Origin of the sequence: Rhizobium sp. CB3171, from assembly GCF_029714265.1 — a bacterium.
Lineage (GTDB): Bacteria > Pseudomonadota > Alphaproteobacteria > Rhizobiales > Rhizobiaceae > Rhizobium.
The window spans coordinates 1,104,651-1,128,006 of sequence record NZ_CP121652.1; the positions used below are offsets into that span (position 1 = coordinate 1,104,651).

A 23,356-nucleotide genomic window follows, 5' to 3' on the forward strand; every position below is an offset into this window, starting at 1 on the left:
AGAACATGATTCAGAAAAACTGGCAGGAACTGATCAAGCCAAACAAGGTCGAGTTTTCCTCGAGCGGCCGCACCAAGGCTACGCTCGTGGCAGAACCGCTGGAGCGTGGCTTCGGTCTCACCCTCGGCAACGCGCTGCGCCGCGTTCTGCTGTCCTCTCTGCGCGGCGCCGCTGTGACGGCCGTGCAGATCGACGGCGTGCTGCATGAGTTCTCCTCTATCCCGGGTGTTCGGGAAGACGTGACGGACATCGTGCTGAACATCAAGGAAATCGCCATCAAGATGGATGGCGATGACAGCAAGCGCATGGTCGTCCGCAAGCAGGGCCCAGGCGTAGTAACGGCTGGCGACATCCAGACGGTCGGCGACATCGAAATCCTCAATCCCGAGCATGTCATCTGCACGCTCGACGAGGGCGCCGAAATCCGCATGGAATTCACCGTCAACAACGGCAAGGGCTACGTCCCGGCCGAGCGCAATCGTGCGGAAGATGCTCCGATCGGCCTCATCCCGGTCGACAGCCTCTATTCGCCGGTCAAGAAGGTGTCCTACAAGGTTGAAAACACCCGCGAAGGACAGGTTCTCGACTACGACAAGCTGAGCATGTCGATCGAAACCGATGGCTCGATCACCGGCGAAGATGCCGTCGCTTTCGCGGCTCGTATCCTCCAGGATCAGCTTGGCGTCTTCGTCAACTTCGACGAGCCGCAGAAGGAAGCCGAAGAAGAAGCAGTCACCGAACTTGCTTTCAACCCGGCGCTCCTCAAGAAGGTGGACGAACTGGAACTGTCTGTTCGCTCGGCAAACTGCCTGAAGAACGACAACATCGTCTATATCGGCGACCTCATTCAGAAGACCGAAGCAGAAATGCTCCGCACGCCGAATTTTGGTCGCAAGTCGCTGAACGAAATCAAGGAAGTTCTCGCTTCCATGGGCCTGCACCTCGGCATGGAAGTGCCGGCATGGCCGCCCGAGAACATCGAAGATCTCGCTAAGCGTTACGAAGACCAATACTAACCAACAAACTGCAGGCGAGCGATGCCTGCAAGTGAAGGAGAATAGCCATGCGCCACGGTAAAGCCGGCCGCAAGCTGAATAGAACCGCTAGCCACCGTAAGGCGATGTTCGCCAACATGGCGGCTTCGCTCATCACCCATGAGCAGATCGTCACCACGCTCCCGAAGGCGAAGGAAATTCGTCCGATCGTCGAGAAGCTGGTTACCCTCGGCAAGCGCGGCGACCTGCACGCTCGTCGTCAGGCCATCTCGCAGATCCGCGACGCCGCTGTCGTCTCGAAGCTCTTCGATGCGATTGCAACGCGTTATGCCACCCGCAACGGCGGCTACCTGCGCATCATGAAGGCAGGCTTCCGCCAAGGCGACAATGCCGCCCTCGCAGTTGTCGAATTCGTTGATCGCGATATCAATGCCAAGGGCGCAGCCGACAAGGCTCGCGTTGCTGCTGAAGAAGAAGCTGCCGCCGCTTAAGGCCAGCTTCGCATACAAGATTAAAAGGCCGGATGAGCGATCATCCGGCCTTTTGTCGTTTACGACTTTGAAATGCCAGCTTTGATGCGCGCCCTTACTCCGGAATATGGACGTGCCGTTTGATGTGCTTCAGATTGGCGACAATGGTGAAGGTCATGATGACGAGAAGGCACCATGAACTCCACTTGCCGATGTGTACCATCGACCAAGCACCGAGCTGGTTTGGATATTTCCATATGCCGAGAAAGGTGCTGATATTTTCCGCCAGCCAGATGAAGAAGCCGATCAGGACGAATGACAGTAAGAGCGGCATCCGCCGGTCACGATCATAAGGGCGGAATATCACCGTCGATCGCGCGTAAAGGCCCATGAGGCAAGCGGCAATATACCAGCGATAGTCACCAATATAGTGATGCGTGAAGAAATTTGCGTAGATCACCAAGGCCGACGCGCCGGCCATCCAATAGGGCGGGTGATGTTTGATGCGAAGATCGAAGAGCCGCCAAGCTTGAATGATGTAGCTGCCAACCGCGGCGTACATGAAGCCCGAGAACAACGGAACACCAAGCAGCTTCGTGTAGGCATGATCCGGATAGGCCCAGGATTGTATGTTGCCGGAGGTTTTGAAGACTTCGAGTGCAAAGCCAACGACATGAAAGAGACAAACGGCTTTCAGTTCGTCAAAGCTTTCAAGCTTTGCCCAAACCATCCAAATCTGGATGGCCAGCGCAATGATCAGCAACACATCGTAGCGCGGGATATGAAGAAGCCCAGCGCGTGGAACGGTAAAGACCGCCAGAAAGAACAATCCGGCGAAGAGACAGGCGCGGGCCTCTTTCAGCCCGAAGAAAAGGAATTCGATTGCAAAGCGATGAAGGCCTGTCAGGTCGGAAGGGCGCGGATTTGGATCAAGGCAGCTATCGCCGTCCGGCGTGCGATTTTCCCATGAAACGATTTTGGCCATCAAATGCTCCCCCGCGGCGCCGGTGAAATCGCCGGATTGATTGCTGACACGAGGAGCATGGCAAAATTACAGCTTAACCTTGTATTGGCGCGATCTATCTCTTCCGTTGAAAATCGGCGAAGGGCATTGCTTTTCCCGGCTGCCGCGGCAAACGTGCGCTGAAACTCATATCCGTCTTCGCGGGATGGAGCCGCATTGAAAGCTTTGACACCATATGGAGGGAAAAGAATCCTGCTGTGCTCAGCCTTGTTGCTGACGATAGCCAGCGGCCTCGCGCTCCGGCGCTATGGCTATGCGATGCATCTGCCTTTCGTCGCAGTCAAATATGGTGGCTCATTATTGTGGGGAGCGATGGTCTACTGGCTTTTGGCTACCCTCTTCGTTGCGATAGGGCGTTTCAGGATCGCCGCGGCGGCGCTGATCGTCGCTGTCCTTGTCGAGCTTTTCAGGCTTTGGCACACGCCGACGCTAGATGCATTTCGGCTGACCACCGCTGGAGCCCTGTTGCTGGGACGAGTCTTTTCGCTCTGGAATATCCTGGCCTATGCCGCCGGTATCGCGGCGGCACTGGTGCTTGATTGCGCGCTGTCGAGGCCACAGCCTCGGTTTGAATCCTAGCGTCTTATTCGGCGGCTGCGGCCAGCCGGCGCGAGGGTTCGCTGCGGTGAAGATAGACCGCAAGCGTGTCCCAGGGCGGCCTGATGGAAAGTTGCGCCAGAATGCGGCCAATCTCGCCCCTGTGATAGCCTCCATGCGTGACGACGTGGAGCAGCATCTCCTGGCGCGTCATGCAGCCTCTGTCTCCGTCGGTGAAGACAAATGGCAAAGCTTCGGACAGAAGTTCCGGGCTGATGGTTTCGAGATATTGCAGATACCATTGATCTGAGGCCGTCAGCGCCGCATGAAGATCCGCAAGGGAAGGTGTCTCGGGCGTATTGTCGTCCGCATAGCCATGCTCCTGTCCGGTGAGATGCGCCGCAAATATCCGCGCGACGACCAGCGAATGATTCATCAGGCGTATGGAGACATGGCGCTCCTTGCCAAGCTCTACGGGATCGAGATGACCGATGCTGTCGAGCAGTTCCTCATTCGCCCAGGCCTGATAGCGGAAAAGAGTCTGCAGTAATGACGATTCGCTCATAATGACGTTGCCCTTTTCGTCGGCGGAAAAATGCGAGTAGAATGTTCACATTTTATGGAGTGGGGAGCGCGTGTCTACTCGCATTCAAAAGTCGCGTTTACCGATGCGCAAAGAGCCGAGCCAGGCGCGTTCGCGGGCAACGGTCGATGCGATTATCGAGTCGGGTGCTCGCATTTTGGGTGATCGCGGATGGGCCGGGTTCACGACGAATACCGTCGCGGCCGTCGCCGGCATCAGCATCGGTTCGCTCTATCAGTATTTTCCGGACAAGCTCTCTTTGGTCGAAGCCATAAGGCGCCGCCATTTCGACGAGGTCCTCGCCGTCCTGCGCCAGGCGGTCGCCAGCGATTTGCCGCTGCGGCAGAGTGTCGAAGCTCTTGTCCAGGGGATGATCGCTGCGCACAGCGTCAATCCCGACCTTCATAGGGTGTTGCTGGATGAGGTGCCGGGGCTTGAGGGGTCGAGGTCGGCCCATGATGCCTTCCTGGCAGATTATCAAAATCATTACAGGGCTTTTGTTGCAGCACATCGAAGTGCCGATGCCGGGCCTTCCAACGATGTCCTTGCACAGCTTCTATCCGGCGTCGTCGAAGGCGTGATCCATAATGGAGCCAGAAAGGGCACATTGGATTCGCCGGAGTTGAAGCAGGAACTAATCAAGATGATCTGCACTTATCTTGGCGGCGTCGATCGATAGGAAGTGATTCGAGCGACGAGGCGGCCCCGCTACCTAGCGGGAATACAGTCTCTCCTCGCTATTCGCATGGCTGCATTTCGCATTTCAAATACCACTTCGGATCATAATAATTTGAATTCTAATTAGTTTAGTGCTAATGGAATTTCATGAAATCGCTAAACGCTCTGCAACGCATATTCACCGCCAATCTGCTGACGACCGGCCGCCAATGGCGCCGGGTCGTCGATCTTGCGCTGAGCTCCTATGGCATATCGGAGGCCGCGGCCGCGCCGCTGCTTTGGATCGGCCGTCTGGGGGGAGGCGTGCGGCAGGTGGCTCTCGCTACCTATGTCGGCATCGAAGGCCCGTCTCTCGTCCGGTTGCTCGATCAGCTCGAAAGCATGGATCTCGTCATCCGCAAGGATGATCCGACAGATCGGCGTGCTAAAAGTCTGTGGCTGACGCCGGAGGGCGAAAAGCTGGCTTCCCGTATGGAAGATGCGCTCGACGAGCTGCGCGGCAACATTCTGGCCAATGTGGACCCGGCCGATATCGAAGCTGCCATTCGCGTCCTGAAGGCTTTTGAGGAATTCGAGCCGCCGAAGGCGGCTGACGCCGAGCAGGAACGGGAGAAGGTCTTATGAGCATTCCCTCCTGGCGCGACTGGCTGTTTTCGGTCAAAGCCTTCATTGCGGCAATCATGGCGCTGTTCATAGCGCTGTCGCTGGATTTGCCGCGCCCCTATTGGGCGATGGCCGCCGTTTATGTCGTCGCCAATCCCCTTGCCGGGGCAACCAGCTCCAAGGGGCTCTATCGTGCCTTGGGTACGCTCCTCGGCGCCACCGCGTCGGTGATCCTTGTCCCGCTCTTCGTCAATGCGCCGGAATTGCTGTCCGTCGTCGTCGCGCTCTGGACCGGCACCTTGCTGTTCATTTCCATGCTCGACCGCACCTCGCGCAGCTATGTCTTCATGCTGGCCGGCTATTCGCTGCCGCTGATCGCGCTGCCGACCGTCGGCGCGCCCGAAACCGTCTTCGATGTGGCGCTTGCCCGCTCAGAGGAGATCATCATCGGCATCGTCTGCGCGAGCGTTGTCAGCGCTATCGTCTTCCCGAGCAGCGTTGGCACCGTACTCGGCCAGCGCATCAGCTCCTGGCTGGATGATGCCGGCATCTGGGCGGATGAGATACTGCGCGGCGAGGGGGCTTCTCCCGCAACGCCCCTGAAGCGGCAGAAGCTCGCCGCCGACGTCTCCGGCCTTGATCTCGTCATCAGCCAGTTGCGCTATGACGCGGGCAGCCGCGATATTATCAGGCATTCGCGCGAGCTGCGCGGCCGTCTGTTGATGCTGTTGCCGCTCTTCTCGTCTCTTGCCGATCGCCTGCATGCGCTGAAAGCCGGTGGAAAGCCGCTGCCGCAGGAACTGGTCACGGTGCTCAATGAAGTGGCCGATTGGCTAGGGCAGGGCGGTCGCGGCAAGGCCGACGATACCGCCGATAGCTTGCTCAAAAAGATTGGCGACTTGCAACAGGACGATCTGAATCTCGGTTGGGACGATCTCGTCCGGTCGAGTGCGCTCGATCGCCTCAAAGAAATCGTCGATCTCTGGCAGGATTGCCTGACGCTGCGCGACCAGATCGTGTCCGGCCGGCAGGTGGGCACATGGCGGCCCGCCTTTCGTCACCGCAATGTCGTTGGGCGCAGCCGGCACTATGACTATGCCTTGCTTGCTTTCTCGGCCGGTGCAGTCGTCGTCGGTATCGCCGTCGCCTGCTTCTTCTGGATCTATTCCGGATGGCAAGACGGCGCCGGCTTCGTCACCATGGCGGCCGTCGCCTGTTCGTTTTTCGCCTCGCTTGATCGGCCTGCACCCTTCATCACCTCGATGTTCATCTGGTGCGCCATGAGCCTGCTCATCGCCTGCGTCTATATCTTCGGCATCTTGCCGTCGATCTCCGGTTTCGAAATGTTGGTGCTGGTCTTCGCGCCGCCTTTCCTAGTGATGGGCCTGTTGATCCCGCGCCCGCAAACCAACATGCTCGCCATGCTGCTGGCGGTGAATGGCGCGACCTTCATCGCACTGCAGGACCGCTATACGGCCGAATTCGCCAGCTTCGCCAACAGCGCGATCGCGGCTCTGGCGGGTGTCGGCTTTGCCCTGGTCTGGACCTTGCTCACCCGTCCATTCGGCGCCGAACTGGCCGCTTGGCGGTTGGTTAGGGCCGGCTGGACGGATCTCGCCGAAACCGCGGCTGGCATCCGCCGCGCGGATCACGAGCGGCTTTCCGGCCGCATTCTGGATCGCCTCGGTCAACTTGTGCCCCGCCTTGCAGGCATCGAAGATCGCGAATTGAAGAAGGTCGACGGTTACGCCGATGTCCGCCTCGGCTTCAACGTGCTGATGCTGCAGAAGGAGCGTGGGCAACTGAGCGCTGCTGCCGCCGCATCCGTCAGTGAAGTCCTGATCGGCGTTTCGGATTTCTATCGCTCGAGGCTAAAGGCCAAGCGTGCGGTGGATCCCTCCAACGAATTGCGCGTGTCGATCGACCATAGTCTCGAAGCGGTCGCGCAGGAAAAGCGGCATTCCGGCCGGGCGAGCCTCGATGCGCTCGTCGGCCTTCGCAGGGCGCTTTTCCCCCATGCCGAGCCGCCGGCGAGCTGGCGGCCGCCCCTATCGGATACAACTCAACCTCTTCCCATTGCCGCCGAGTAATATCATGCCCGCAGAATTCGATCTCTATGGCGTCTACATCCCACGCCTTCTCGTTCTCATGCTCGTGACGCTGTTTGCCGTCATCATTCTTAGGCGCCTGCTCGCATGGATCGGAGCCTACACCCTGGTCTGGCATCGCGGTCTTTTCGATCTCGCGCTTTACGTCTTGCTGCTCGGCGCCGTCTCCTCTGTCTCTCGTTGGTATTTTACATGAACGCGTTCAAACTCATCGGCCGTGTGGCCGTCACTCTCATCTTCGTCGTTGCCGCCGTCTATGTCGGCCGCCAGCTCTGGGGCCATTACATGGACGAACCCTGGACGCGCGATGCGCGCCTGAGGGCTGATGTCGTCGGTATTGCGCCCGATGTTTCCGGCTTGGTGAGCGATGTGCTCGTCAAGGACAACCAGACCGTCAAGAAGGGCGATGTCCTTTTCCGTGTCGATCGCGATCGTTTCGCTATCGCTCTCGAGCAGGCGGATGCCGCGCTCGCCAGCAGCAAAGCGGCTCTCGATCAGGCTCGCCGCGAAAGTCAGCGCCAAGAACGCCTCGGCGAAGCCGCTTCCCTGCAGCAGAAGGAGCAGGCGCAGACCTCGGAGCAGCAGGCCGAAGCCTCTCTCCGTGAGGCAACCGCCAATCGCGAACTCGCTCAGTTGAATCTCGACCGCTCCGAGGTCCGCGCCACCGTCAATGGTACGATCTCGAACCTCACCCTGCGCCCGGGTGACTATGTCTCTGCCGGCACCGCCAAGGTAGCGTTGATCGACACCGATTCCCTGCGCGTCGAAGGCTATTTCGAAGAAACCAAGCTGCCGCGCATCCATGTCGGCGACGAAGTTTCCATTCATCTGATGGGACAGGTCGAGAAGCTGACAGGCCATGTCGATAGCATCGCTTATGGCATCGAGGATCGCGAACGCACTTCCGGCAGTCTTCTTGCCAATATTACCCCGACCTTCAGTTGGGTTCGCCTGGCGCAGCGCGTGCCAGTGCGCATCGCTCTCGACAAGGTGCCTGACGGCACGAAGCTGATCGCTGGCCTGACGGCGACGGTGGAGGTTTCGCAGCAGCAAAGCAAGGTCGCCCTCGGGTCGGCCATCGAATAACGAATGGATGCCCCGGATGGCTGCCGCTCACCATCCGGCTTCAACTCCAATCTTAAGCTGCTTTGGAGCGGGAAAGCGCGGCCGGTGTCCGCGCCGCTCTGCGCTTCTCCATCATGATCGGGCGATACGACCGATAGAGGATCATCGCCATCAGCAGGCCGATATAGATGTATTGCTCCAGCGACAGCACCTTGGTCGACAGCGCGAAATGCAGGGCGCCGCAGGCGGCGATGATATAGACCAGCCGGTGCAGCCAGATCCATTTTTTGCCCAAACGCTTGATGGAAAAATTGTTGGAAGTCACGGCCAGCGCCAGCAGCATCACCAGCCCGGCCATGCCGAACATGATGAAAGGCCGCTTCAGCACGTCGTCGATGACGGCCTGCACGTCGAGCGCCTGGTCGAGGACCATGTAGACCGCCAGATGCATCAGCACGTAGTAGAAACAGAGCAGGCCGAGCGCCCGGCGGTAGCGCAGGTAGTTCCAGCCGAACAGATCGCGCGCCGGAGTGACGGCGAGCGTCAGGAGCAGGAAGCGGATCGCCCAGAGCCCGAGGAAGAGCTCGAAGGTCTTGACCGCATCGGCGCCGAGCTGGTCGGTTGCGCCGAGATAGAATTCCCATGCGGCCGGTATCAGGCCAACGGCGTAAAGCGCCCAGACGGAAGCAGGTTGCCAGCGTTTGGGCAAGGCGAGGGAAAGAGCCATCAGAAATTCGCCCTTAAGTCCATGCCGGCATAAAGGCTTGCGACCTGATCGGCATAGCCGTTGAAGGGCAGGGTGGGGTGACGGTTGGCGCCGAAGAAGCCGCCTTCGCCGATGCGGCGTTCGGTTGCCTGGCTCCAACGCGGATGATCAACCGCCGGATTGACGTTGGCATAGAAGCCATATTCCTGGCTGTTGGTCGCCTGCCAGGTGTTCAGCGGCTGCTTGTCGGTGAGCGTGATGCGGACGATCGACTTAATGCCCTTGAAGCCGTATTTCCATGGCACGACCAACCGGATCGGAGCTCCGTTCTGGTTCGGCAGTGTCTCGCCATAGAGACCGACGGCGAGCAGCGTCAGCGGATTGCGTGCTTCATCGAGCCGCAGGCCTTCGACATAGGGCCAGTTGAGAGACTGGAAAACGCCTGACTGCCCCGGCATCTCTTCCGGCCGCACAACCGTCTCGAAGGCGACGAATTTGGCGCTGCCGAGCGGCTCGACTTTGTCGAGCAGTGCGGAAAGAGGAAAGCCGTCCCAGGGAATGACCATCGACCATGCCTCGACGCAGCGCATGCGGTAGACACGTTCTTCCGGCGGAAATTCCTTGATCAGCGCGTCGATATCGAAGGTGCCGGGCTTGCCGACCATGCCATCGACCTTGACGGTCCAGGGCCGTGGCTTGAACTTGCCGGAGAGGTTGGCCGGGTCGGACTTGTCGAGGCCGAATTCGTAAAAATTGTTGTAGGTGGTGACATCCTTGATTGGAGTCAGCTTCTCGTCGACCGTATAGTTGCTTTTGGTCGCTGTCAGCGCCTCGGCCATTGCGGTCTTGCTGCCGATGGCCGCCATGCCGATACCGGCGGCCGCTGCCGTCAGGAATTCGCGGCGCTTGAGATACACCGAGCGCGGCGTGATCTCGGAAGAGGCGATCTTCGGCGGGCGATAGGAAGGCATTACGATATTCCTTTCTACGATCGTAGAGATGATACGATCTCTACGCGGGAGAAGCACGGTTTGTTACCGTCTTACGACGTTATTTCTTTTGAACGGAAACCAACTTTTTGTGTTGGTTCGTGATGGAATAAACGGCCTTCTGCGTTGTCCGTATCATCTGGCTGATGATTGAGCTCGAGGCTATGTTCGCCCTCCGGCGTACCGGATTCGATCGAGTTGATAGTGACAGTCCAGTGCGATTGGATTAGGACAATTCCAAAAAGCAGGAATGTCGGCGCTCCCTTCGGCGCAAAGCCCAGGCCGGCCGACGCCTCACATTTCCAAGACGACGAGGAAGACACCATGCCAGCTTATCGTTCCAGAACCACGACCCATGGCCGCAATATGGCGGGTGCGCGCGGCCTTTGGCGCGCGACGGGTATGAAGGACAGCGATTTCGGCAAGCCCATCATTGCGGTGGTGAACTCCTTCACCCAGTTCGTGCCGGGCCACGTTCACCTCAAGGATCTCGGCCAGCTCGTCGCGCGCGAAATCGAAGCTGCCGGCGGTGTCGCCAAGGAATTCAACACGATCGCCGTCGATGACGGTATCGCCATGGGCCATGACGGCATGCTCTATTCGCTGCCCTCGCGCGAGCTGATCGCCGACAGCGTCGAATATATGGTCAATGCCCATTGCGCCGACGCCATGGTCTGCATCTCCAATTGCGATAAGATCACCCCCGGCATGCTGATGGCCTCGCTGCGCCTCAACATCCCGACCGTGTTCGTCTCCGGCGGCCCGATGGAAGCCGGTAAGGTCGTCCTGCACGGCAAGAAGCATGCGCTTGATCTGGTCGATGCCATGGTTGCCGCTGCCGATGACAAGATCAGCGACGAAGATGTGCAGGTTATCGAACGCTCGGCCTGTCCGACCTGCGGCTCCTGCTCCGGCATGTTTACCGCCAATTCGATGAACTGCCTGACCGAGGCTCTCGGTCTGTCTCTGCCCGGCAACGGCTCGACGCTCGCCACCCATGCCGACCGCAAGCGTCTCTTCGTCGAGGCCGGCCATCTGATCGTCGATCTCGCCCGGCGCTATTACGAGCAGGAGGATGCTTCCGTTCTGCCGCGCACCGTCGCTTCGAAGCAGGCCTTCGAGAACGCCATGGCGCTCGATATTGCCATGGGCGGCTCCACCAACACGGTTCTGCATATTCTCGCGGCTGCGCATGAAGGCGAAGTCGATTTCACCATGGCCGACATCGATGCGCTGTCGCGCCGCGTGCCCTGCCTGTCGAAGGTCGCACCGGCCAAGAGCGACGTTCACATGGAAGATGTGCACCGAGCCGGCGGCATCATGTCGATCCTCGGCGAACTCGACAAGGGCGGCCTCATCAACCGCGATTGCCCGACCGTTCACGCCGAAACTCTCGGGGACGCCATCGACCGCTGGGACATCACCCGCACCAACAGCGAAAGCGTGCGTGAATTCTTCCGCGCCGCACCGGGCGGCATTCCGACCCAGGTTGCCTTCAGCCAAAACGCCCGTTGGGAAGAACTCGACACCGATCGTCAGAACGGTGTTATCCGCTCCGTTGAGCATCCCTTCTCCAAGGATGGCGGTCTCGCCGTTCTCAAGGGCAATTTGGCGCTGGACGGCTGCATCGTGAAGACGGCCGGCGTCGATGAATCGATCCTGAAATTTTCCGGCCCGGCCAGGGTCTTCGAAAGCCAGGACGCATCCGTCAAGGCCATCCTCAGCAACGAGATCAAGGCCGGCGACGTTGTCGTCATCCGCTATGAAGGTCCGAAGGGCGGCCCCGGCATGCAGGAAATGCTTTATCCGACGAGCTATCTGAAGTCGAAGGGCCTGGGCAAAGCCTGCGCGTTGATCACCGACGGCCGCTTCTCCGGCGGCACCTCTGGCCTCTCCATCGGCCATGTTTCGCCTGAAGCGGCAAACGGCGGCATGATCGGCCTGGTGCGCGAAGGCGACATGATCGATATCGACATCCCGAGCCGTACCATCAGCCTGCGCGTCGACGACAAGGAACTTGCCGCTCGCCGCGAAGCGCAGAACGCCAGCGGTTGGCATCCGGTCGAAGCACGCAAGCGCAATGTCACCACGGCGCTGAAGGCCTATGCTGCTTTCGCGACCAGCGCTGACCGGGGTGCTGTTAGAGATCTCGGCGGGAAGTAATCAAACCCCTTCGCCCCGTCATGAGCTTGTCGAAGGGATGGGGAGAAGGTGGCTGTAGCGCAGGATCTATCTCGCCCTTGGCGGGCGAGATAGATCCTGCATCGCCACGCTCATCGGCATATGCTTTATAGCGGCCGATTGATCCGCTTATACGTCTCCTCCAGCGCTTTCAGCCGCTCGTCATAAGCGCCCTTGATGCAGGCGGCATCCGCGCCACAGGCCTGCCGCTTCTTCAGCCAGGCTGTCTGCTCGTCCTGCAATGTGCCGCGCGAGCCCATGGCAAGCAGGCCGGAGAGCAGGTCGAAGGTCGTCACCATCTTCACGTCGGCATCGTTGAGCGCCCTGTTATCGCAGATCGTCTTCTCGTCCGGCTGAAGGTTCTGCGACTCGCAATTGAAGCTCGCGGCCTGGGATGTGTTGGCCGCGGTGAGAGAGGTAACGAGAAAGATTGCCGCAAGGCTGGTTGATCGCATGCTTTTGCTCCATCTGCCGGTTTCCGAAACGAAATGCGCGATCACGCGTTTTTGTTCACAACGCCTGTTCTTCATGCGCGCAAGCGACCAATTATACTTCATGCTTCCGCCCTCTTTCCTTTCTAGCGTCGGACGCTACAACGTTGTTTCAAGAGCATTAAAGAAGGAAAATTCCATGCAGGTCCTGCTGAAGCGCACCGCCGTTTCGATGATCGCCCTCATCATGACGATGCCGCTTTCCGCCGAGGCGCAGACTGCGAAGTCTGTGCCGCAGAGCCAGATGCAAATGCAGCTTTCGTTTGCGCCGCTTGTCAAGCAGACGGCCGGCGCCGTGGTCAATGTCTATGCCGAGCGGATGGTGCAGCGGCAGTCGCCCTTTGCTGGCGATCCCTTCTTCGAACAGTTCTTCGGCCAACGCATGCCGAATCGCACCGAGAAGCAGTCTTCGCTCGGGTCCGGCGTGATCGTCGAGGCGAATGGCACGGTCATCACCAACAATCACGTCGTCGACGGCGCTGACGATATCAAGATCGCGCTGTCGGACGGCCGCGAATTTCCCTGCGACGTCGTGCTGAAGGATGATCGGGTCGATCTCGCCGTTCTGAAGATCAAATCCAAGAACCAGAACTTCCCCGTCCTGCCGATCGGCAATTCCGATGCCGTCGAAGTGGGCGATCTCGTGCTGGCGATCGGCAATCCCTTCGGCGTCGGCCAGACGGTGACGAGCGGCATCGTGTCGGCGCTTGCCCGCAACCAAGTGAAGAACCAAGTCGGTTTCTTCATCCAGACTGACGCTTCGATCAATCCCGGCAATTCCGGCGGCGCTTTGACGAACATGACGGGCGAGCTGATCGGCCTCAACACCGCAATCTTTTCCCAGGGCGGGGGCTCGAATGGCATCGGCTTTGCCATCCCCGCCAATCTGGTCAAGGTTTTCCTCGCAGCCGCCGATCGTGGCGACAAGACCTTCGATCGCCCCTATATCGGCGCTTCCTTCGAACCGGTGACGTCAGACGTTGCCGAAGCGCTCGGCCTCGACAAGGTGCGCGGCGCGCTGGTGACCAAGGTGGTCGATGGTGGGCCTGCAGCGAAGGCTGGCCTGAAGGCCGGCGAGGTCGTCACGGCTATCAACAATATCCCGGTCGAGCATCCGGACGCGCTTGGCTATCGCCTGACGACGGCCGGCCTCGGCGCCACCGTTGCTTTGACCGTTCTCGACAATGGCAAAGAACATCAGGAGAGCATGACGCTTGCGGCTGCACCGGAATCCACGCCGCGGAACGAGAAGCTGATCCAGGGCAACAATCCTTTCTCGGGTGCGACCGTCGCCAACCTCTCGCCGCGCGTCGCCGATGAACTGCACCTGCCGGCGGATACGAACGGTGTCGTCGTCGAGAACCTGAAGGCGGATTCGCCGGCCGAGCGCCTTGGCTTTGCACCGAAGGATATCGTCGTATCCGTCAATGGTGTCGCGATCACCTCGACGGACGTGCTGCAGCAGGCCGTTACTGGCAGTCCGAGCTTCTGGCGCGTCGAAATCGAGCGTGACGGCCAACGCATCCGGCAGTTCTTCCGATGAGTGACGATCTGTTTGCACCAAGGATACCGGAGGAGGTCGCCAAGAGGCGGCCTCTTGCCGATCGTCTGCGGCCGCAAACCTTGGCCGATGTCACCGGCCAGCCACATCTGACCAGCGAGGACGGCGCGCTGCGGCGGATGATCGACTCCGGCTCGCTCGGCTCGATGATCTTCTGGGGGCCGCCCGGCACCGGCAAGACGACAGTGGCGCGGCTGCTATCGGGCGAGGCGGGCCTTGCCTTCGAGCAGATCTCGGCAATCTTCTCCGGCGTTGCCGATCTGAAGAAGGTGTTCGAAACCGCGCGTCTGCGCCGCATGGATGGCCGCCAGACGCTGCTCTTCGTCGATGAGATCCATCGCTTCAACCGCGCCCAGCAGGATAGCTTCCTGCCCGTCATGGAGGACGGTACCGTCATTCTGGTCGGCGCCACCACCGAGAACCCGTCTTTCGAGCTCAATGCCGCTCTCCTGTCCCGCGCGCGCGTCCTGACATTTCGCCCGCATGACGAGGAAAGCCTGGAGGAGTTGCTACGCCGCGCCGAGACGGCGGAGGGCCGGCCGCTGCCCTTGACCGAGGATGCTCGCGCCAGCCTCATCCGCATGGCCGATGGCGATGGCCGCTCGGTGCTGACGCTTGCCGAAGAAGTCTGGCGCGCCGCGCGCAAGGACGAGCTCTTCGATCCCGATGCGCTGGTCAAAATCGTGCAACGCCGTGCGCCGGTCTACGACAAGGCGCAGGACGGCCACTACAATCTGATTTCGGCTCTGCATAAGTCGGTGCGCGGCTCTGACCCCGACGCGGCGCTCTACTATCTCGCTCGCATGTTCGATGCCGGCGAAGACCCGCTTTATCTTGGAAGGCGGCTGGTGCGCATGGCGGTGGAGGATATCGGCCTTGCCGATCCGCAGGCGCTGGTCATCTGCAACGCCGCCAAGGACGCCTATGATTATCTGGGGTCGCCGGAAGGTGAATTGGCGCTGGCGGAAGCCTGCGTCTATCTCGCCACCGCCCCGAAGTCGAACGCCGTCTATACCGCCTTCAAGGCTGCCACACAGGCTGCCAAGCAGAACGGCTCGCTGCTGCCGCCCAAGCATATCCTCAATGCGCCGACGAAGCTGATGCGCACGGAGGGTTACGGCGACGGTTATCGCTATGATCACGACGAGCCCGATGCCTTTTCAGGCCAGAATTATTTTCCGGAGAAAATGGGCCGTCAGACCTTCTATGATCCGCCCGAGCGTGGTTTCGAGCGCGAAATCCGCAAGCGGCTGGATTGGTGGGCAAAGCTGCGCAAGGAGCGTGGTGAAGAGTAGATCCGATATCACCGAGCGGTGATGTTTTCCGAGGCGGCCTTCTGTATGCGCGGCGCGGGGGCCTTGTCGATCATCTTGACGCTCGATTCCGCCATGCCGTTATGGCCTTCCATATCGACCACCAGATGCCAATGGCCCGACTCGGGAATGGACAGCCGGATGGGCGATTTCTTGGCGACGCCGCCAAGGAACTGGTGCTTCAGAGTTTCCGTAAAGCGCTCGAAATTCGAGCTGTTCATCAACCGGACATTGGCGATGGCCGACAGCGTGATTTCGATCACGGTTCCGGCGCGCTGCTCGTTGAGATCATAGTGGCTGTAACGGAAGGCAGGCTTCGACATTGCTCTTTTACTCTGGTGACACCCGGCCGATATTCTACCCAAGCGTGGGTTAAGGAAGCGTTGGGCCGGGTGCAGCGGGGGCGGTCGAAGGCTGTTCGAATTGCTACGCCTTAATGCAGGTTTGGAAATGGCGTTGCGAAGCCGTCGAGATCGAGCACCGAGCCTTCGGGCGCGAGGCAGATATCGGCGGGATTATGATTGCACTCCTCGGCTGCGAAGTGCAGTGCCGCCGCTTCGTTGGTGAAAAGCCCGCCGACGAGACCTTGCCGGTCCTGGACGATCCAGGTGCCGCGCCGGTCGCGGCCGACTGTGAAGCGGGCGGGGGCCGGCGAGGCTGCGATGTGAGCCGTGCGGCGTTGAATATGCTGTGTGTCTGCCATGTGTTTTCCCTCGTAGATGGCTTCGTGTGCTCAATTGCCGGCCCAGTGCACCAGCATCTGGATGATGGCAGCGGCGAAGAAGACGAACGCGAGGCGCGGCGCGATGGCGCGCAGGCCGTTTAGCAGCGCATGCGAAGGGGTCGGACGCTTGGCGCCTCCGAAGGCAGCGGTACGAGGGCGTTGGAGCGGGTCGGCAGCAGCGCCGTATTGCATGTAGCGTGACATCATAGTTCCTTTCCAAGTGTCACCGGCGCTAGGGTCGGTTTTGAGCGACGCAAGCGCCATGCAAATAAACTATGAGTGATCGGGTATGATTTCCATTTTGCAGGAAAGGCTAAAATATAAAAATCTCATAGGGATAGAGCGTTTTTATAATGCCAGGCGGAAAGTCAGCGGCGAGGGCGCGTGTCTATGGCAGCAGCTTGAAGCAACGCCATCGTCGCCTGGATCACCGTATCCGTCTCAGTCTCGACGCCGGTTAGCGGCAGGCGCACGTCCGGGCTCATGTGCCGCATCAGAGAAAGGGCATGCTTTACCGTCGCCGGTTCGGGTTCGCGCGCAAGCGCCTTGAACAACAGCCGAATCCGATCGTCGAGCAGCCGTGCCGCCGCCATATGGTCGCATCCGGCCGATAGCTGCATGGAATGGAAAAGCTGCGGCGCGATGTTGGCGGCGCTCGAAAACGCACCGCGTCCGCCGGCCATGGTGAAGGCGAGGGCGCTCGCATCATGGGCCGAATAGAGCGCGATCCTTTCCGGCAGCAAAGGACGCCAAGCGCCGATGCGGGCGACGTCGCCGCTGCCGTCGGCAATGCCGATGATGGTCGGGATTTCCGCCAACCGAGCGATCGTCGCCGGCATCAGGTCGATGGCGGTATGGGTAGGCAGGTTATGGATGATCAGCGGCAGATCGGTGCTACCCGCCAACTGCTCGAAGTGATGGACTACGCCTTTCTGGCTTGGCTTGGAATAATAGGGAAGAGTAACGAAGGCGGCATCGGCGCCGAGTTTCTGGGCTTGCCGCGTCTCCTTGATTGTCGTTGCTGTGTCATTGGTACCGGTGGCGACGATGACGGGGACCTTGCCCTCCGCCAGCTCGACGCAGATCTCGATGATCCGCACCCGCTCTGCTTCGGTTAGCGCAGGTCCTTCACCGGTCAAAGAGCAGGCAAGCAAACCGTCGATGCCGCTCAGCAATTGCCATTCCACATGCGCCATCAGGCTGACGGTATCGATCGCACCGCCGCGAAATGGCGTGACGAGTGCTGTGATCGCGCCGCCGATGCGCCTTTGCAAGGCCGGTCTCATCATCTCTTTGGCCGCTCAGAGAGCATGCAGCACGATGAAAAGCTCGAGGCCGCTTAGCAATAGCCCGAAGGCGAACATCGCATAGAAAGTGCGCCTTTCGCGAACCTGCCGGTTGCGAAGCCGCCGCTTCGGTTGGGCTTTGCCGACGGGGGCAGAAGCAGTGATGGGATGGCGTCTTTCGCGGCTGTCGCGCACAAGAGAACGGATGGCCTCGGTGAGATTGGGGGAATGTGTATCGAGCATAGCGTCTACCTCTGCATTCGATCCCGAGGGTAGCGCCGAGCGGCATAGGAAATCCATTCGAGGCAGAAGGCGAAGATATAGGCGAGATATAAAGACGCTGACGTGGGTGCGAACCGCGCCACCGTTCTAAATGGCGGGAGCAATGCACCGAACCGCGCGGAGGGAGTGGCAGGCTTATCCCGCCGCCCGCAAGTTCTGCCGCTCCAACTCCGTCACCAGCGCCAGGATTGTCGCCGAGGTCGGCGTCGCGACACCGGTGAGCTTGCCAAGCGAGACGACCATGCCGACCAGCGGCGTGATTTCCAGCGCCTTGCCGGCCAGTAGATCCTGCAACATAGACGTGCGTACCGGGCCGATCTGGCGGGAGCGTTCGAGACGTTCTTCGACGGAAATCGCCAGATGCGCACCCAGGGCTTCCGCAACCGCCTGCACCTCGTTCATCACCTGGCCGACCATGACCGACAGAGCCGGATTGCCCATGATGTCGGACATCAGCGCCCGTGTCAGGGCGCTGATCGGATTGAAGGCGGCATTGCCCATCAGCTTGCTCCAGATCTCGTCGCGAATGCGCGGCGAGACCGATGCATTGATCCCGCCTTGCTTCAAGAGAGCTGCGATCGCTTCGATGTCGCCAGTCGCCTCGCCAGAGGGCTCTCCGAGAACAAAATGGCCGTTGTTGCTGAGCTTGATCTCGCCGGGATTGATGACCTCGGCGCCTTGATAGGCGACGCAGCCGATAACGCGCTCAGGCCCGATCAACCGCCAGAGATCGCCATTCGGATCGAGCTCCTCCATCTGCCGCTCGGCATGACCGCTTAGCCGATCCCGATGAAAATACCACCAGGGTATGCCGTTCAGGACCATTACGACGCGCGTCCCGGCATGCAGGAGCCTGGCAAGACCGGGGGCTGCCGCGCCGAGCTGGTGGCCCTTCAGCCCCGTTATCACCAGGTCCTGTGGCGGCAGTTCCGCCGGATCGTCGGTTGCGGTCACCTGTGCCACGAGCGGGCTCTCTGCCTGGGCCTCCCAGACCCGCAAGCCGTCCGCACGAATGCCTTCCAAATGCCCGCCGCGCGCCACGACCGAAACAGTTGCCTGCCCCCTCAATCCTAAAGCCAGTTTCGCCGCAATTGCACCGCCGAGCGCGCCTGCGCCATAGACGCAGATAGTTTTGAGGGAAGGGGATGCCATGGCCTTGATCTCCGGGGCTATACCGATCGGAGCAAGTTAGGTCACCGCCATGATTTGGCGAGCGGTCTATTGAGGTAATCGCAATTCTGCGGCCTTGCACCGCAGCTCAGCCGGCAAAGAGCCAACCTGGATCAGCCCAATACCATATCCTGATGAAACCAATATCGTCTTCAAGCCCGGCATTGTCTGTTCGGGCTATTCTTTACCACAATCGCATTTTAACGTCGGCGGGAATGCTGGACCAGAAACAACCAGTGCGGTATCGGTTTGTCGGTGGTCCTTTTAAAGTTGATCATGTCGCCGAGGAAGATCATTGCGTTTCGAAGCCTTAAACCGCATCTGGGAGACTGCTCGGGAGACCAGCCATGATTTTCGGGCCTCTACCGATGTGTTTCCCGTTGTCGATGTCGAGAAGCTGGGCACGACGCTTAGCCTGAAGGAGCAGGGCGCGGCCAACGGCAGTCTCAACCGGCCGGGGCAAAGCGCTCAGTCCCTCGATGAAACCGAGCAGCGTATCATCGCTTGGGTCGAGGCGGAGAAGAAGAGCTCCTATCAGGTCCTCGAAGATCAGTTCCAGACCTTCGACAGCCGCTTGCGCAATCTCGATTTCGAAGGCCAATTCGGACTGATCCGGCAGGCGAATGCGTCCAGCGTTTCAGATTTCAAGGCGGAGGTCGCAAGCGGCGTCGACGAGCTGCATGGCCTGCGCCGCAATTTGAAGACTGCCGAGGACGAGATGGTGGACTTCAAGTCCCGGCACAGGCTGCAGCGCGCGGCGAAGGTCTCCAGCAAGGCGGCTTGGGGCTTCAAGGTTGCGCTGATCGTCTTCCTCATTCTCATCGAGATGGTGATGAACGGCAGCTTCCTTGCCAAGGGAAGCGAGCAGGGGATTGTCGGCGGCGTTACGGAAGCGGCGGCCTTCGCCTTTCTGAACATCGGCTCGGCATTGATGTTTTCCTTCTTCTGCGTTCGCTTCCTCGTGCACCGCTCGTTTTTCCTGAAGCTGCTCGGTCTGTTCGGCCTGGTCGCCTATGTCGCCGTAGCGCTCGCGATCAACATCGCACTGGCGCATTACCGCGAAGTGTCGGCAACCATTCTGACCGGTGCCGGAGCCGAGGTAATGCAACGGCTGAAGGCCGCGCCGCTGGGTCTGCAGGAGCTGAATTCCTGGATGCTGTTTGCCGTCGGCCTGATGTTCTCGCTCTTCGCCTTCATAGACGGCTGTTACCTGACAGATCCCTATCCAGGCTTTGCCGGCGTGCAGAAACGCCTCGATGCGGCGAGAAGCAATTACATCGACCGCAAGCTCGATCTGATCGACGATCTTCGGGATATCCGCGACGAACACAATGGCAAGATCGAAGAGATCATCCGCGATCTCAGCATGCGCCGGCAGGAGACCGCCGCCATCATCGCCCATCGCGCCCGAACGGCCGGCCTCTTCATCGAACATCAAAATCATCTCGAGCGCACCGCCAACACGCTTCTGACCGTCTATCGCGAGGCCAACCGAGGCACGCGCGCGGAGCCGGAGCCGGCCTATTTTTCATCCGGTTATCAGCTTGAGCGCCTGATGCCCGTTCTGCAGACCGGAGAGGAATGGGACGACAAGGTGCTGGGCGAGCGCATTCAGAGCGCGCAGGCCGAGCTGACCCAGCAGATCAAGCGGATCGGCGACGAATTCGAAAGCGCCATCGAGAAATATCACAAGCTCGATAATCTTTTCCCGGAGAGCATCATTGGCACGACGCAAGCGGCGTAGCCGAGGTGGCAGCTCGGCCGGACTTATCATCGCGACGGTTTGCCTCGCCGTTTTGTCCCTCGGTATTGTCGGCGCCTATGGCTGGCTGCGCTATAAGGCGAGCGGCAATGTAGCGGTCGACCAGGCTTCGCTCTGCCCGGTGGATGGACCGAAGGCGGAAACGGCGATCCTGCTCGATGTCACCGATCCGATCTCGGACACGACGGCGCTCGACCTGCGCAATCAGTTCCAGAAGATCGTGGCCGATGTGCCCGTCGGCGGCGCAATCGACATTTATGCGCTGACGGAGAAGGAGGGCGAGCTTATCCAGACCTTCCATGGCTGCAACCCTGGAAGCGGCGCCAATGTCGACGAGTGGACCAGCAATCCGCGCCTGGCGCAGGCGCGTTGGGAAAAAGGCTTCGCAAAGCCGCTTGCCGATATCGCCGGCAAGTTGAGCGTCGGCGAGGCCGGCAAGCAATCGCCGATCATGGCCGGCATTCAGAAGATCAATCTGGAGGTCTTTGCGAGCGCTGCCGGAGGCATTCCGAAGCATCTCTACATCGCCTCCGACATGATCGAGCATACCGACACGTTCTCGAACTACCGCGACGGCGCCTCCTATCAGAAATTCCAGCAGAGCCCGGCGCGGAATAAATTCCGGACGTCACTGGATGGTGTCATGATCAGGATCCTCGCCTTTCAAAGGCCGAACATGAAGTTCAGTATGGAGGATCTGGCAAATTTCTGGGCGCAGTGGATCAAGGGCAATAATGGCGATTTCGACGGCTTCGTCCGATTGGAGGGGATACGCTGATGGCCGATGTTGAGGCGAGGCTAGCCATGCGCGACTACGGGCCGATGGTCCTCTTCGCGCTGGTCACCGTCGGCGGCATGATCTTCATCTGGACGTCCAAGCTTCTGGGCTGGCCGCTGCCGATCGTCACCGGCGTGCCGCTGCTGTTGATGGCGGTCTATTTCGTGGTCTCGCTGGCTTTCGCCGGATTTCGCCTGCACAACGAGCAGGCGGGCGACAATCTCTACTACATGGGATTTCTGTTCACCCTGTCGAGCCTCGGCGTATCGCTCTACCTCTTTGCCGGCGAGACCTCGATCGAGACGATCGTCCGCAATTTTGGCATCGCCGTCACCTCGACCATCGCCGGCGTGACGCTGCGTATTCTCTTCAACCAGATGCGGCGCGATCCGATCGACATCGAGCGCAGCGTCCGCCACGAACTGGCCGAAATGACGCGGCGCGTGCGCACGGAACTGGACTCGTCGTCGCGTGAATTTTCTCACTACCGGCGTGTCAGCAATCAGATGCTGTCGGAAGGTTTCGAAGAGATCGCGCGCCAGGCGGAACGCAACGGCGAGGAAATTCAGAAGATCCTGGAGGTCCTGGCGAAGCAGGCGGTCAAACCCATCAACGAGGCGGCGGCGCAACTGACGGAAACGACGTCGCAACTCTCCGAGATCATCGACAAATTCGGCACGGCGGTCGAAACCGTCGGCAAGAAACTTGAGGAAATCCACTCGCCTGAGGATGTCGTCCGCGCCCAGTTGGCGCCGGCGATCGCTGCCATCAAGGAGATGGCCGAGGCGCAACTGCAGCCACTGAAGAATATCGAACAGACGCTGAGCCGCATGGCGGATATGCCGGGCCGATCGCTGCCGCCTGAGCCCGAACCGCTCGATCTGCAGGCGGAAAAACCGTCAGATCACCCGGTTGCATCCGTGGGCCATGAAGTGCTCTCCGAGCCTGTCACGGTCCTCTCGGCCAATGAAAACGAACCGCCGGCCGATAAGGTGCGACGCAAACGCCGGTGGTATCTATGGTGATGCGCGTCTCGGACACCACGCCGAAGCTGGAACATAAGGGCTATAATCGTGGCCTCATCCTCGGCCTGACCATGGCCGAATCCATGCTGCTGCTGGTCTTCTGCCTGCTTCTGGTGGCAGCGGCGATGATTTCGGCGGAGAGGAATCATCGCTACGAGACCGAGCGGAAACTGAAAGACGCCGAGCAACGGCTCGTGCTTCTGGAAAAGAGGCAGTCCGAACAGGCGGCGCGCATCGTGCAATTGCAATCGAAGCTGATTTCCGGCGATCTCTCGGCGGCGGACCGCGCAACGCTGGAAAAGGAATGGCGTGAATTGGTGGTCGCGCGCGACACGCTGGACAGCATGGGCGCTGATGGCACGAAGCCGGAGGATCTGCAGGAGCTTGCCAAACTCGCGGAAGTGCTGAAGCAGCATGGCGTCGATCTTTCCAAGGCGCCCGACGCGGTAGCCAAGCTTTTGGCAGGCGAGCGTTCTGGAAAGGGCGCCCATGACTGGCCGCCGATCATCAATCTCGACGACGCTAAGAAGAATTATTTCCAGTCGGGCAGCGCCGAATTGACCAAGACTTTTGAACGGATGCTCGACACCACGATCTCGAATGAGATTGCCAGCAACTTGAGCCTCTATGACGCCGACATTGTCGAGGTGATCGGCCACACGGACGAGCAGCGGGTATCGCGGGGAAGCTCGAATCTCGACGATACGCTGATCGGGGCGATGGATGGCAAATTGCCGATATCGGCGGTCGAGCCGGCTGATAATGCCGGGCTGGGACTTGCGCGCGCCATCGCTGTGGTCAATGTCCTCAAGGCCAATCCGAAGCTGAAGAACGTCACCATCCTGCCGATGTCGGCCGCGCAACTGATCCTGCCCGGCGATACGATCACGGCAGGGCAGGCGGGTTCCGTGGAATCCCGCCGGCGCATCGAAATCCGGGTGCGCGGCAGGACCACGCCCGTTGCCGTGATCAATGACGCAACGGCGGTCCCCATCAGCATACGCTAGCTACGTTTCCCAGCCAGA

The 23,356-nt window shown here is 60.0% G+C and carries 26 protein-coding genes; 15 read left to right on the top strand and 11 right to left on the bottom strand.

Features of this window, described 5'->3' with window-relative positions; all coding sequences use genetic code 11:
- Window positions 1–5: 5 nt before the first annotated feature.
- Window positions 6–1,016 carry a DNA-directed RNA polymerase subunit alpha gene (locus QA648_RS05505; RefSeq protein ID WP_028753958.1) on the top strand — a complete coding sequence of 337 codons (1,011 nt, stop codon included), beginning with the start codon at window positions 6–8 and terminating at the stop codon, window positions 1,014–1,016.
- A gap of 47 nt (window positions 1,017–1,063) precedes the next feature.
- The gene (gene rplQ, locus QA648_RS05510) at window positions 1,064–1,486 is read left to right on the top strand and encodes a 50S ribosomal protein L17 (protein ID WP_104822795.1); all 423 of its coding nucleotides are present in this window, start codon (window positions 1,064–1,066) and stop codon (window positions 1,484–1,486) included.
- A gap of 94 nt (window positions 1,487–1,580) precedes the next feature.
- On the opposite strand, the gene QA648_RS05515 is transcribed toward rplQ, so the two are convergent.
- Complete coding sequence (locus QA648_RS05515) at window positions 1,581–2,450, bottom strand: DUF817 domain-containing protein (protein WP_283050093.1); 870 nt, start codon at window positions 2,448–2,450, stop codon at window positions 1,581–1,583.
- A gap of 297 nt (window positions 2,451–2,747) precedes the next feature.
- On the opposite strand from QA648_RS05515, the gene QA648_RS05520 reads away from it, so the two are divergent.
- Complete coding sequence (locus tag QA648_RS05520; protein WP_283051226.1) at window positions 2,748–3,068, top strand: DUF2809 domain-containing protein; 321 nt, start codon at window positions 2,748–2,750, stop codon at window positions 3,066–3,068.
- A gap of 4 nt (window positions 3,069–3,072) precedes the next feature.
- Here the strand turns inward: QA648_RS05520 and QA648_RS05525 are convergent, their stop codons facing one another.
- Window positions 3,073–3,591 (bottom strand): DinB family protein, encoded by a 519-nt coding sequence (locus tag QA648_RS05525; protein WP_283050095.1) that lies wholly within the window; start codon window positions 3,589–3,591, stop codon window positions 3,073–3,075.
- 70 nt (window positions 3,592–3,661) lie between these two features.
- On the opposite strand from QA648_RS05525, the gene QA648_RS05530 reads away from it, so the two are divergent.
- From QA648_RS05530 to QA648_RS05550, 5 genes are all read left to right on the top strand, one after another.
- Complete coding sequence (locus QA648_RS05530) at window positions 3,662–4,288, top strand: TetR/AcrR family transcriptional regulator (RefSeq protein ID WP_349254301.1); 627 nt, start codon at window positions 3,662–3,664, stop codon at window positions 4,286–4,288.
- Window positions 4,289–4,434: 146 nt separating this feature from the next.
- The gene (locus QA648_RS05535; RefSeq protein ID WP_104822798.1) at window positions 4,435–4,911 is read left to right on the top strand and encodes a MarR family transcriptional regulator; all 477 of its coding nucleotides are present in this window, start codon (window positions 4,435–4,437) and stop codon (window positions 4,909–4,911) included.
- Window positions 4,908–6,980, top strand: coding sequence for an FUSC family protein (locus QA648_RS05540; RefSeq protein WP_283050097.1), 2,073 nt, complete (start codon window positions 4,908–4,910; stop codon window positions 6,978–6,980). Before QA648_RS05535 ends, QA648_RS05540 begins: the two co-directional genes overlap by 4 nt.
- A gap of 4 nt (window positions 6,981–6,984) precedes the next feature.
- Complete coding sequence (locus QA648_RS05545) at window positions 6,985–7,194, top strand: DUF1656 domain-containing protein (RefSeq protein WP_092844950.1); 210 nt, start codon at window positions 6,985–6,987, stop codon at window positions 7,192–7,194.
- Window positions 7,191–8,084, top strand: coding sequence for an HlyD family secretion protein (locus QA648_RS05550; protein WP_283050102.1), 894 nt, complete (start codon window positions 7,191–7,193; stop codon window positions 8,082–8,084). Before QA648_RS05545 ends, QA648_RS05550 begins: the two co-directional genes overlap by 4 nt.
- 52 nt (window positions 8,085–8,136) lie before the next feature.
- On the opposite strand, the gene msrQ is transcribed toward QA648_RS05550, so the two are convergent.
- Together msrQ and msrP are read right to left on the bottom strand one after the other, a co-directional pair.
- Window positions 8,137–8,793 carry a protein-methionine-sulfoxide reductase heme-binding subunit MsrQ gene (msrQ, locus tag QA648_RS05555; RefSeq protein WP_283051229.1) on the bottom strand — a complete coding sequence of 219 codons (657 nt, stop codon included), beginning with the start codon at window positions 8,791–8,793 and terminating at the stop codon, window positions 8,137–8,139.
- Complete coding sequence (msrP, locus tag QA648_RS05560; protein WP_283050104.1) at window positions 8,790–9,740, bottom strand: protein-methionine-sulfoxide reductase catalytic subunit MsrP; 951 nt, start codon at window positions 9,738–9,740, stop codon at window positions 8,790–8,792. Before msrP ends, msrQ begins: the two co-directional genes overlap by 4 nt.
- 342 nt (window positions 9,741–10,082) lie before the next feature.
- Here msrP and ilvD point away from each other — a divergent pair, with 342 nt between their 5' ends.
- On the top strand, window positions 10,083–11,921 hold the full coding sequence (ilvD, locus tag QA648_RS05565; RefSeq protein ID WP_104822802.1) for a dihydroxy-acid dehydratase: 1,839 nt from the start codon (window positions 10,083–10,085) through the stop codon (window positions 11,919–11,921).
- A gap of 125 nt (window positions 11,922–12,046) precedes the next feature.
- On the opposite strand, the gene QA648_RS05570 is transcribed toward ilvD, so the two are convergent.
- The gene (locus QA648_RS05570; RefSeq protein ID WP_283050106.1) at window positions 12,047–12,394 is read right to left on the bottom strand and encodes a lysozyme inhibitor LprI family protein; all 348 of its coding nucleotides are present in this window, start codon (window positions 12,392–12,394) and stop codon (window positions 12,047–12,049) included.
- 175 nt (window positions 12,395–12,569) lie between these two features.
- On the opposite strand from QA648_RS05570, the gene QA648_RS05575 reads away from it, so the two are divergent.
- Window positions 12,570–13,973, top strand: a complete 1,404-nt coding sequence (locus tag QA648_RS05575) for a DegQ family serine endoprotease (protein WP_104822803.1) — start codon at window positions 12,570–12,572, stop codon at window positions 13,971–13,973.
- Entirely contained in the window at window positions 13,970–15,286 is a 1,317-nt protein-coding gene (locus tag QA648_RS05580; protein WP_283050108.1) for a replication-associated recombination protein A, read from the top strand. The genes QA648_RS05575 and QA648_RS05580 overlap by 4 nt, the downstream gene beginning before the upstream one ends.
- 8 nt (window positions 15,287–15,294) lie before the next feature.
- Here QA648_RS05580 and QA648_RS05585 read toward each other — a convergent pair whose 3' ends face one another.
- The 6 genes from QA648_RS05585 to QA648_RS05610 form a co-directional block, all read right to left on the bottom strand.
- Complete coding sequence (locus QA648_RS05585) at window positions 15,295–15,627, bottom strand: DUF1883 domain-containing protein (protein WP_104822805.1); 333 nt, start codon at window positions 15,625–15,627, stop codon at window positions 15,295–15,297.
- A 110-nt stretch (window positions 15,628–15,737) separates the two neighbouring features.
- Window positions 15,738–16,007, bottom strand: a complete 270-nt coding sequence (locus QA648_RS05590; RefSeq protein ID WP_283050110.1) for a hypothetical protein — start codon at window positions 16,005–16,007, stop codon at window positions 15,738–15,740.
- A gap of 30 nt (window positions 16,008–16,037) precedes the next feature.
- Entirely contained in the window at window positions 16,038–16,235 is a 198-nt protein-coding gene (locus QA648_RS05595) for a hypothetical protein (protein WP_283050112.1), read from the bottom strand.
- A gap of 161 nt (window positions 16,236–16,396) precedes the next feature.
- Window positions 16,397–17,302: a 4-hydroxy-tetrahydrodipicolinate synthase gene (gene dapA, locus QA648_RS05600; RefSeq protein WP_283050114.1), complete on the bottom strand. Its 906-nt coding sequence runs from the start codon at window positions 17,300–17,302 to the stop codon at window positions 16,397–16,399.
- 27 nt (window positions 17,303–17,329) lie between these two features.
- The gene (locus QA648_RS05605) at window positions 17,330–17,557 is read right to left on the bottom strand and encodes a hypothetical protein (protein ID WP_104822808.1); all 228 of its coding nucleotides are present in this window, start codon (window positions 17,555–17,557) and stop codon (window positions 17,330–17,332) included.
- A gap of 174 nt (window positions 17,558–17,731) precedes the next feature.
- Window positions 17,732–18,748, bottom strand: a complete 1,017-nt coding sequence (locus QA648_RS05610) for a 2-dehydropantoate 2-reductase (protein ID WP_283050116.1) — start codon at window positions 18,746–18,748, stop codon at window positions 17,732–17,734.
- Window positions 18,749–19,061: 313 nt separating this feature from the next.
- Here QA648_RS05610 and QA648_RS05615 point away from each other — a divergent pair, with 313 nt between their 5' ends.
- Genes QA648_RS05615 through QA648_RS05630 form a run of 4 tightly spaced genes read left to right on the top strand, consistent with a single transcriptional unit; the run spans window position 19,062 to window position 23,338 of the window.
- The gene (locus QA648_RS05615) at window positions 19,062–20,510 is read left to right on the top strand and encodes a hypothetical protein (protein ID WP_283050118.1); all 1,449 of its coding nucleotides are present in this window, start codon (window positions 19,062–19,064) and stop codon (window positions 20,508–20,510) included.
- Window positions 20,488–21,306 carry a hypothetical protein gene (locus tag QA648_RS05620; protein ID WP_283050119.1) on the top strand — a complete coding sequence of 273 codons (819 nt, stop codon included), beginning with the start codon at window positions 20,488–20,490 and terminating at the stop codon, window positions 21,304–21,306. Before QA648_RS05615 ends, QA648_RS05620 begins: the two co-directional genes overlap by 23 nt.
- Window positions 21,306–22,331: a hypothetical protein gene (locus QA648_RS05625; protein ID WP_283050121.1), complete on the top strand. Its 1,026-nt coding sequence runs from the start codon at window positions 21,306–21,308 to the stop codon at window positions 22,329–22,331. The genes QA648_RS05620 and QA648_RS05625 overlap by 1 nt, the downstream gene beginning before the upstream one ends.
- Window positions 22,325–23,338, top strand: a complete 1,014-nt coding sequence (locus QA648_RS05630) for an OmpA family protein (RefSeq protein ID WP_283050123.1) — start codon at window positions 22,325–22,327, stop codon at window positions 23,336–23,338. The genes QA648_RS05625 and QA648_RS05630 overlap by 7 nt, the downstream gene beginning before the upstream one ends.
- Window positions 23,339–23,356: the final 18 nt, after the last annotated feature.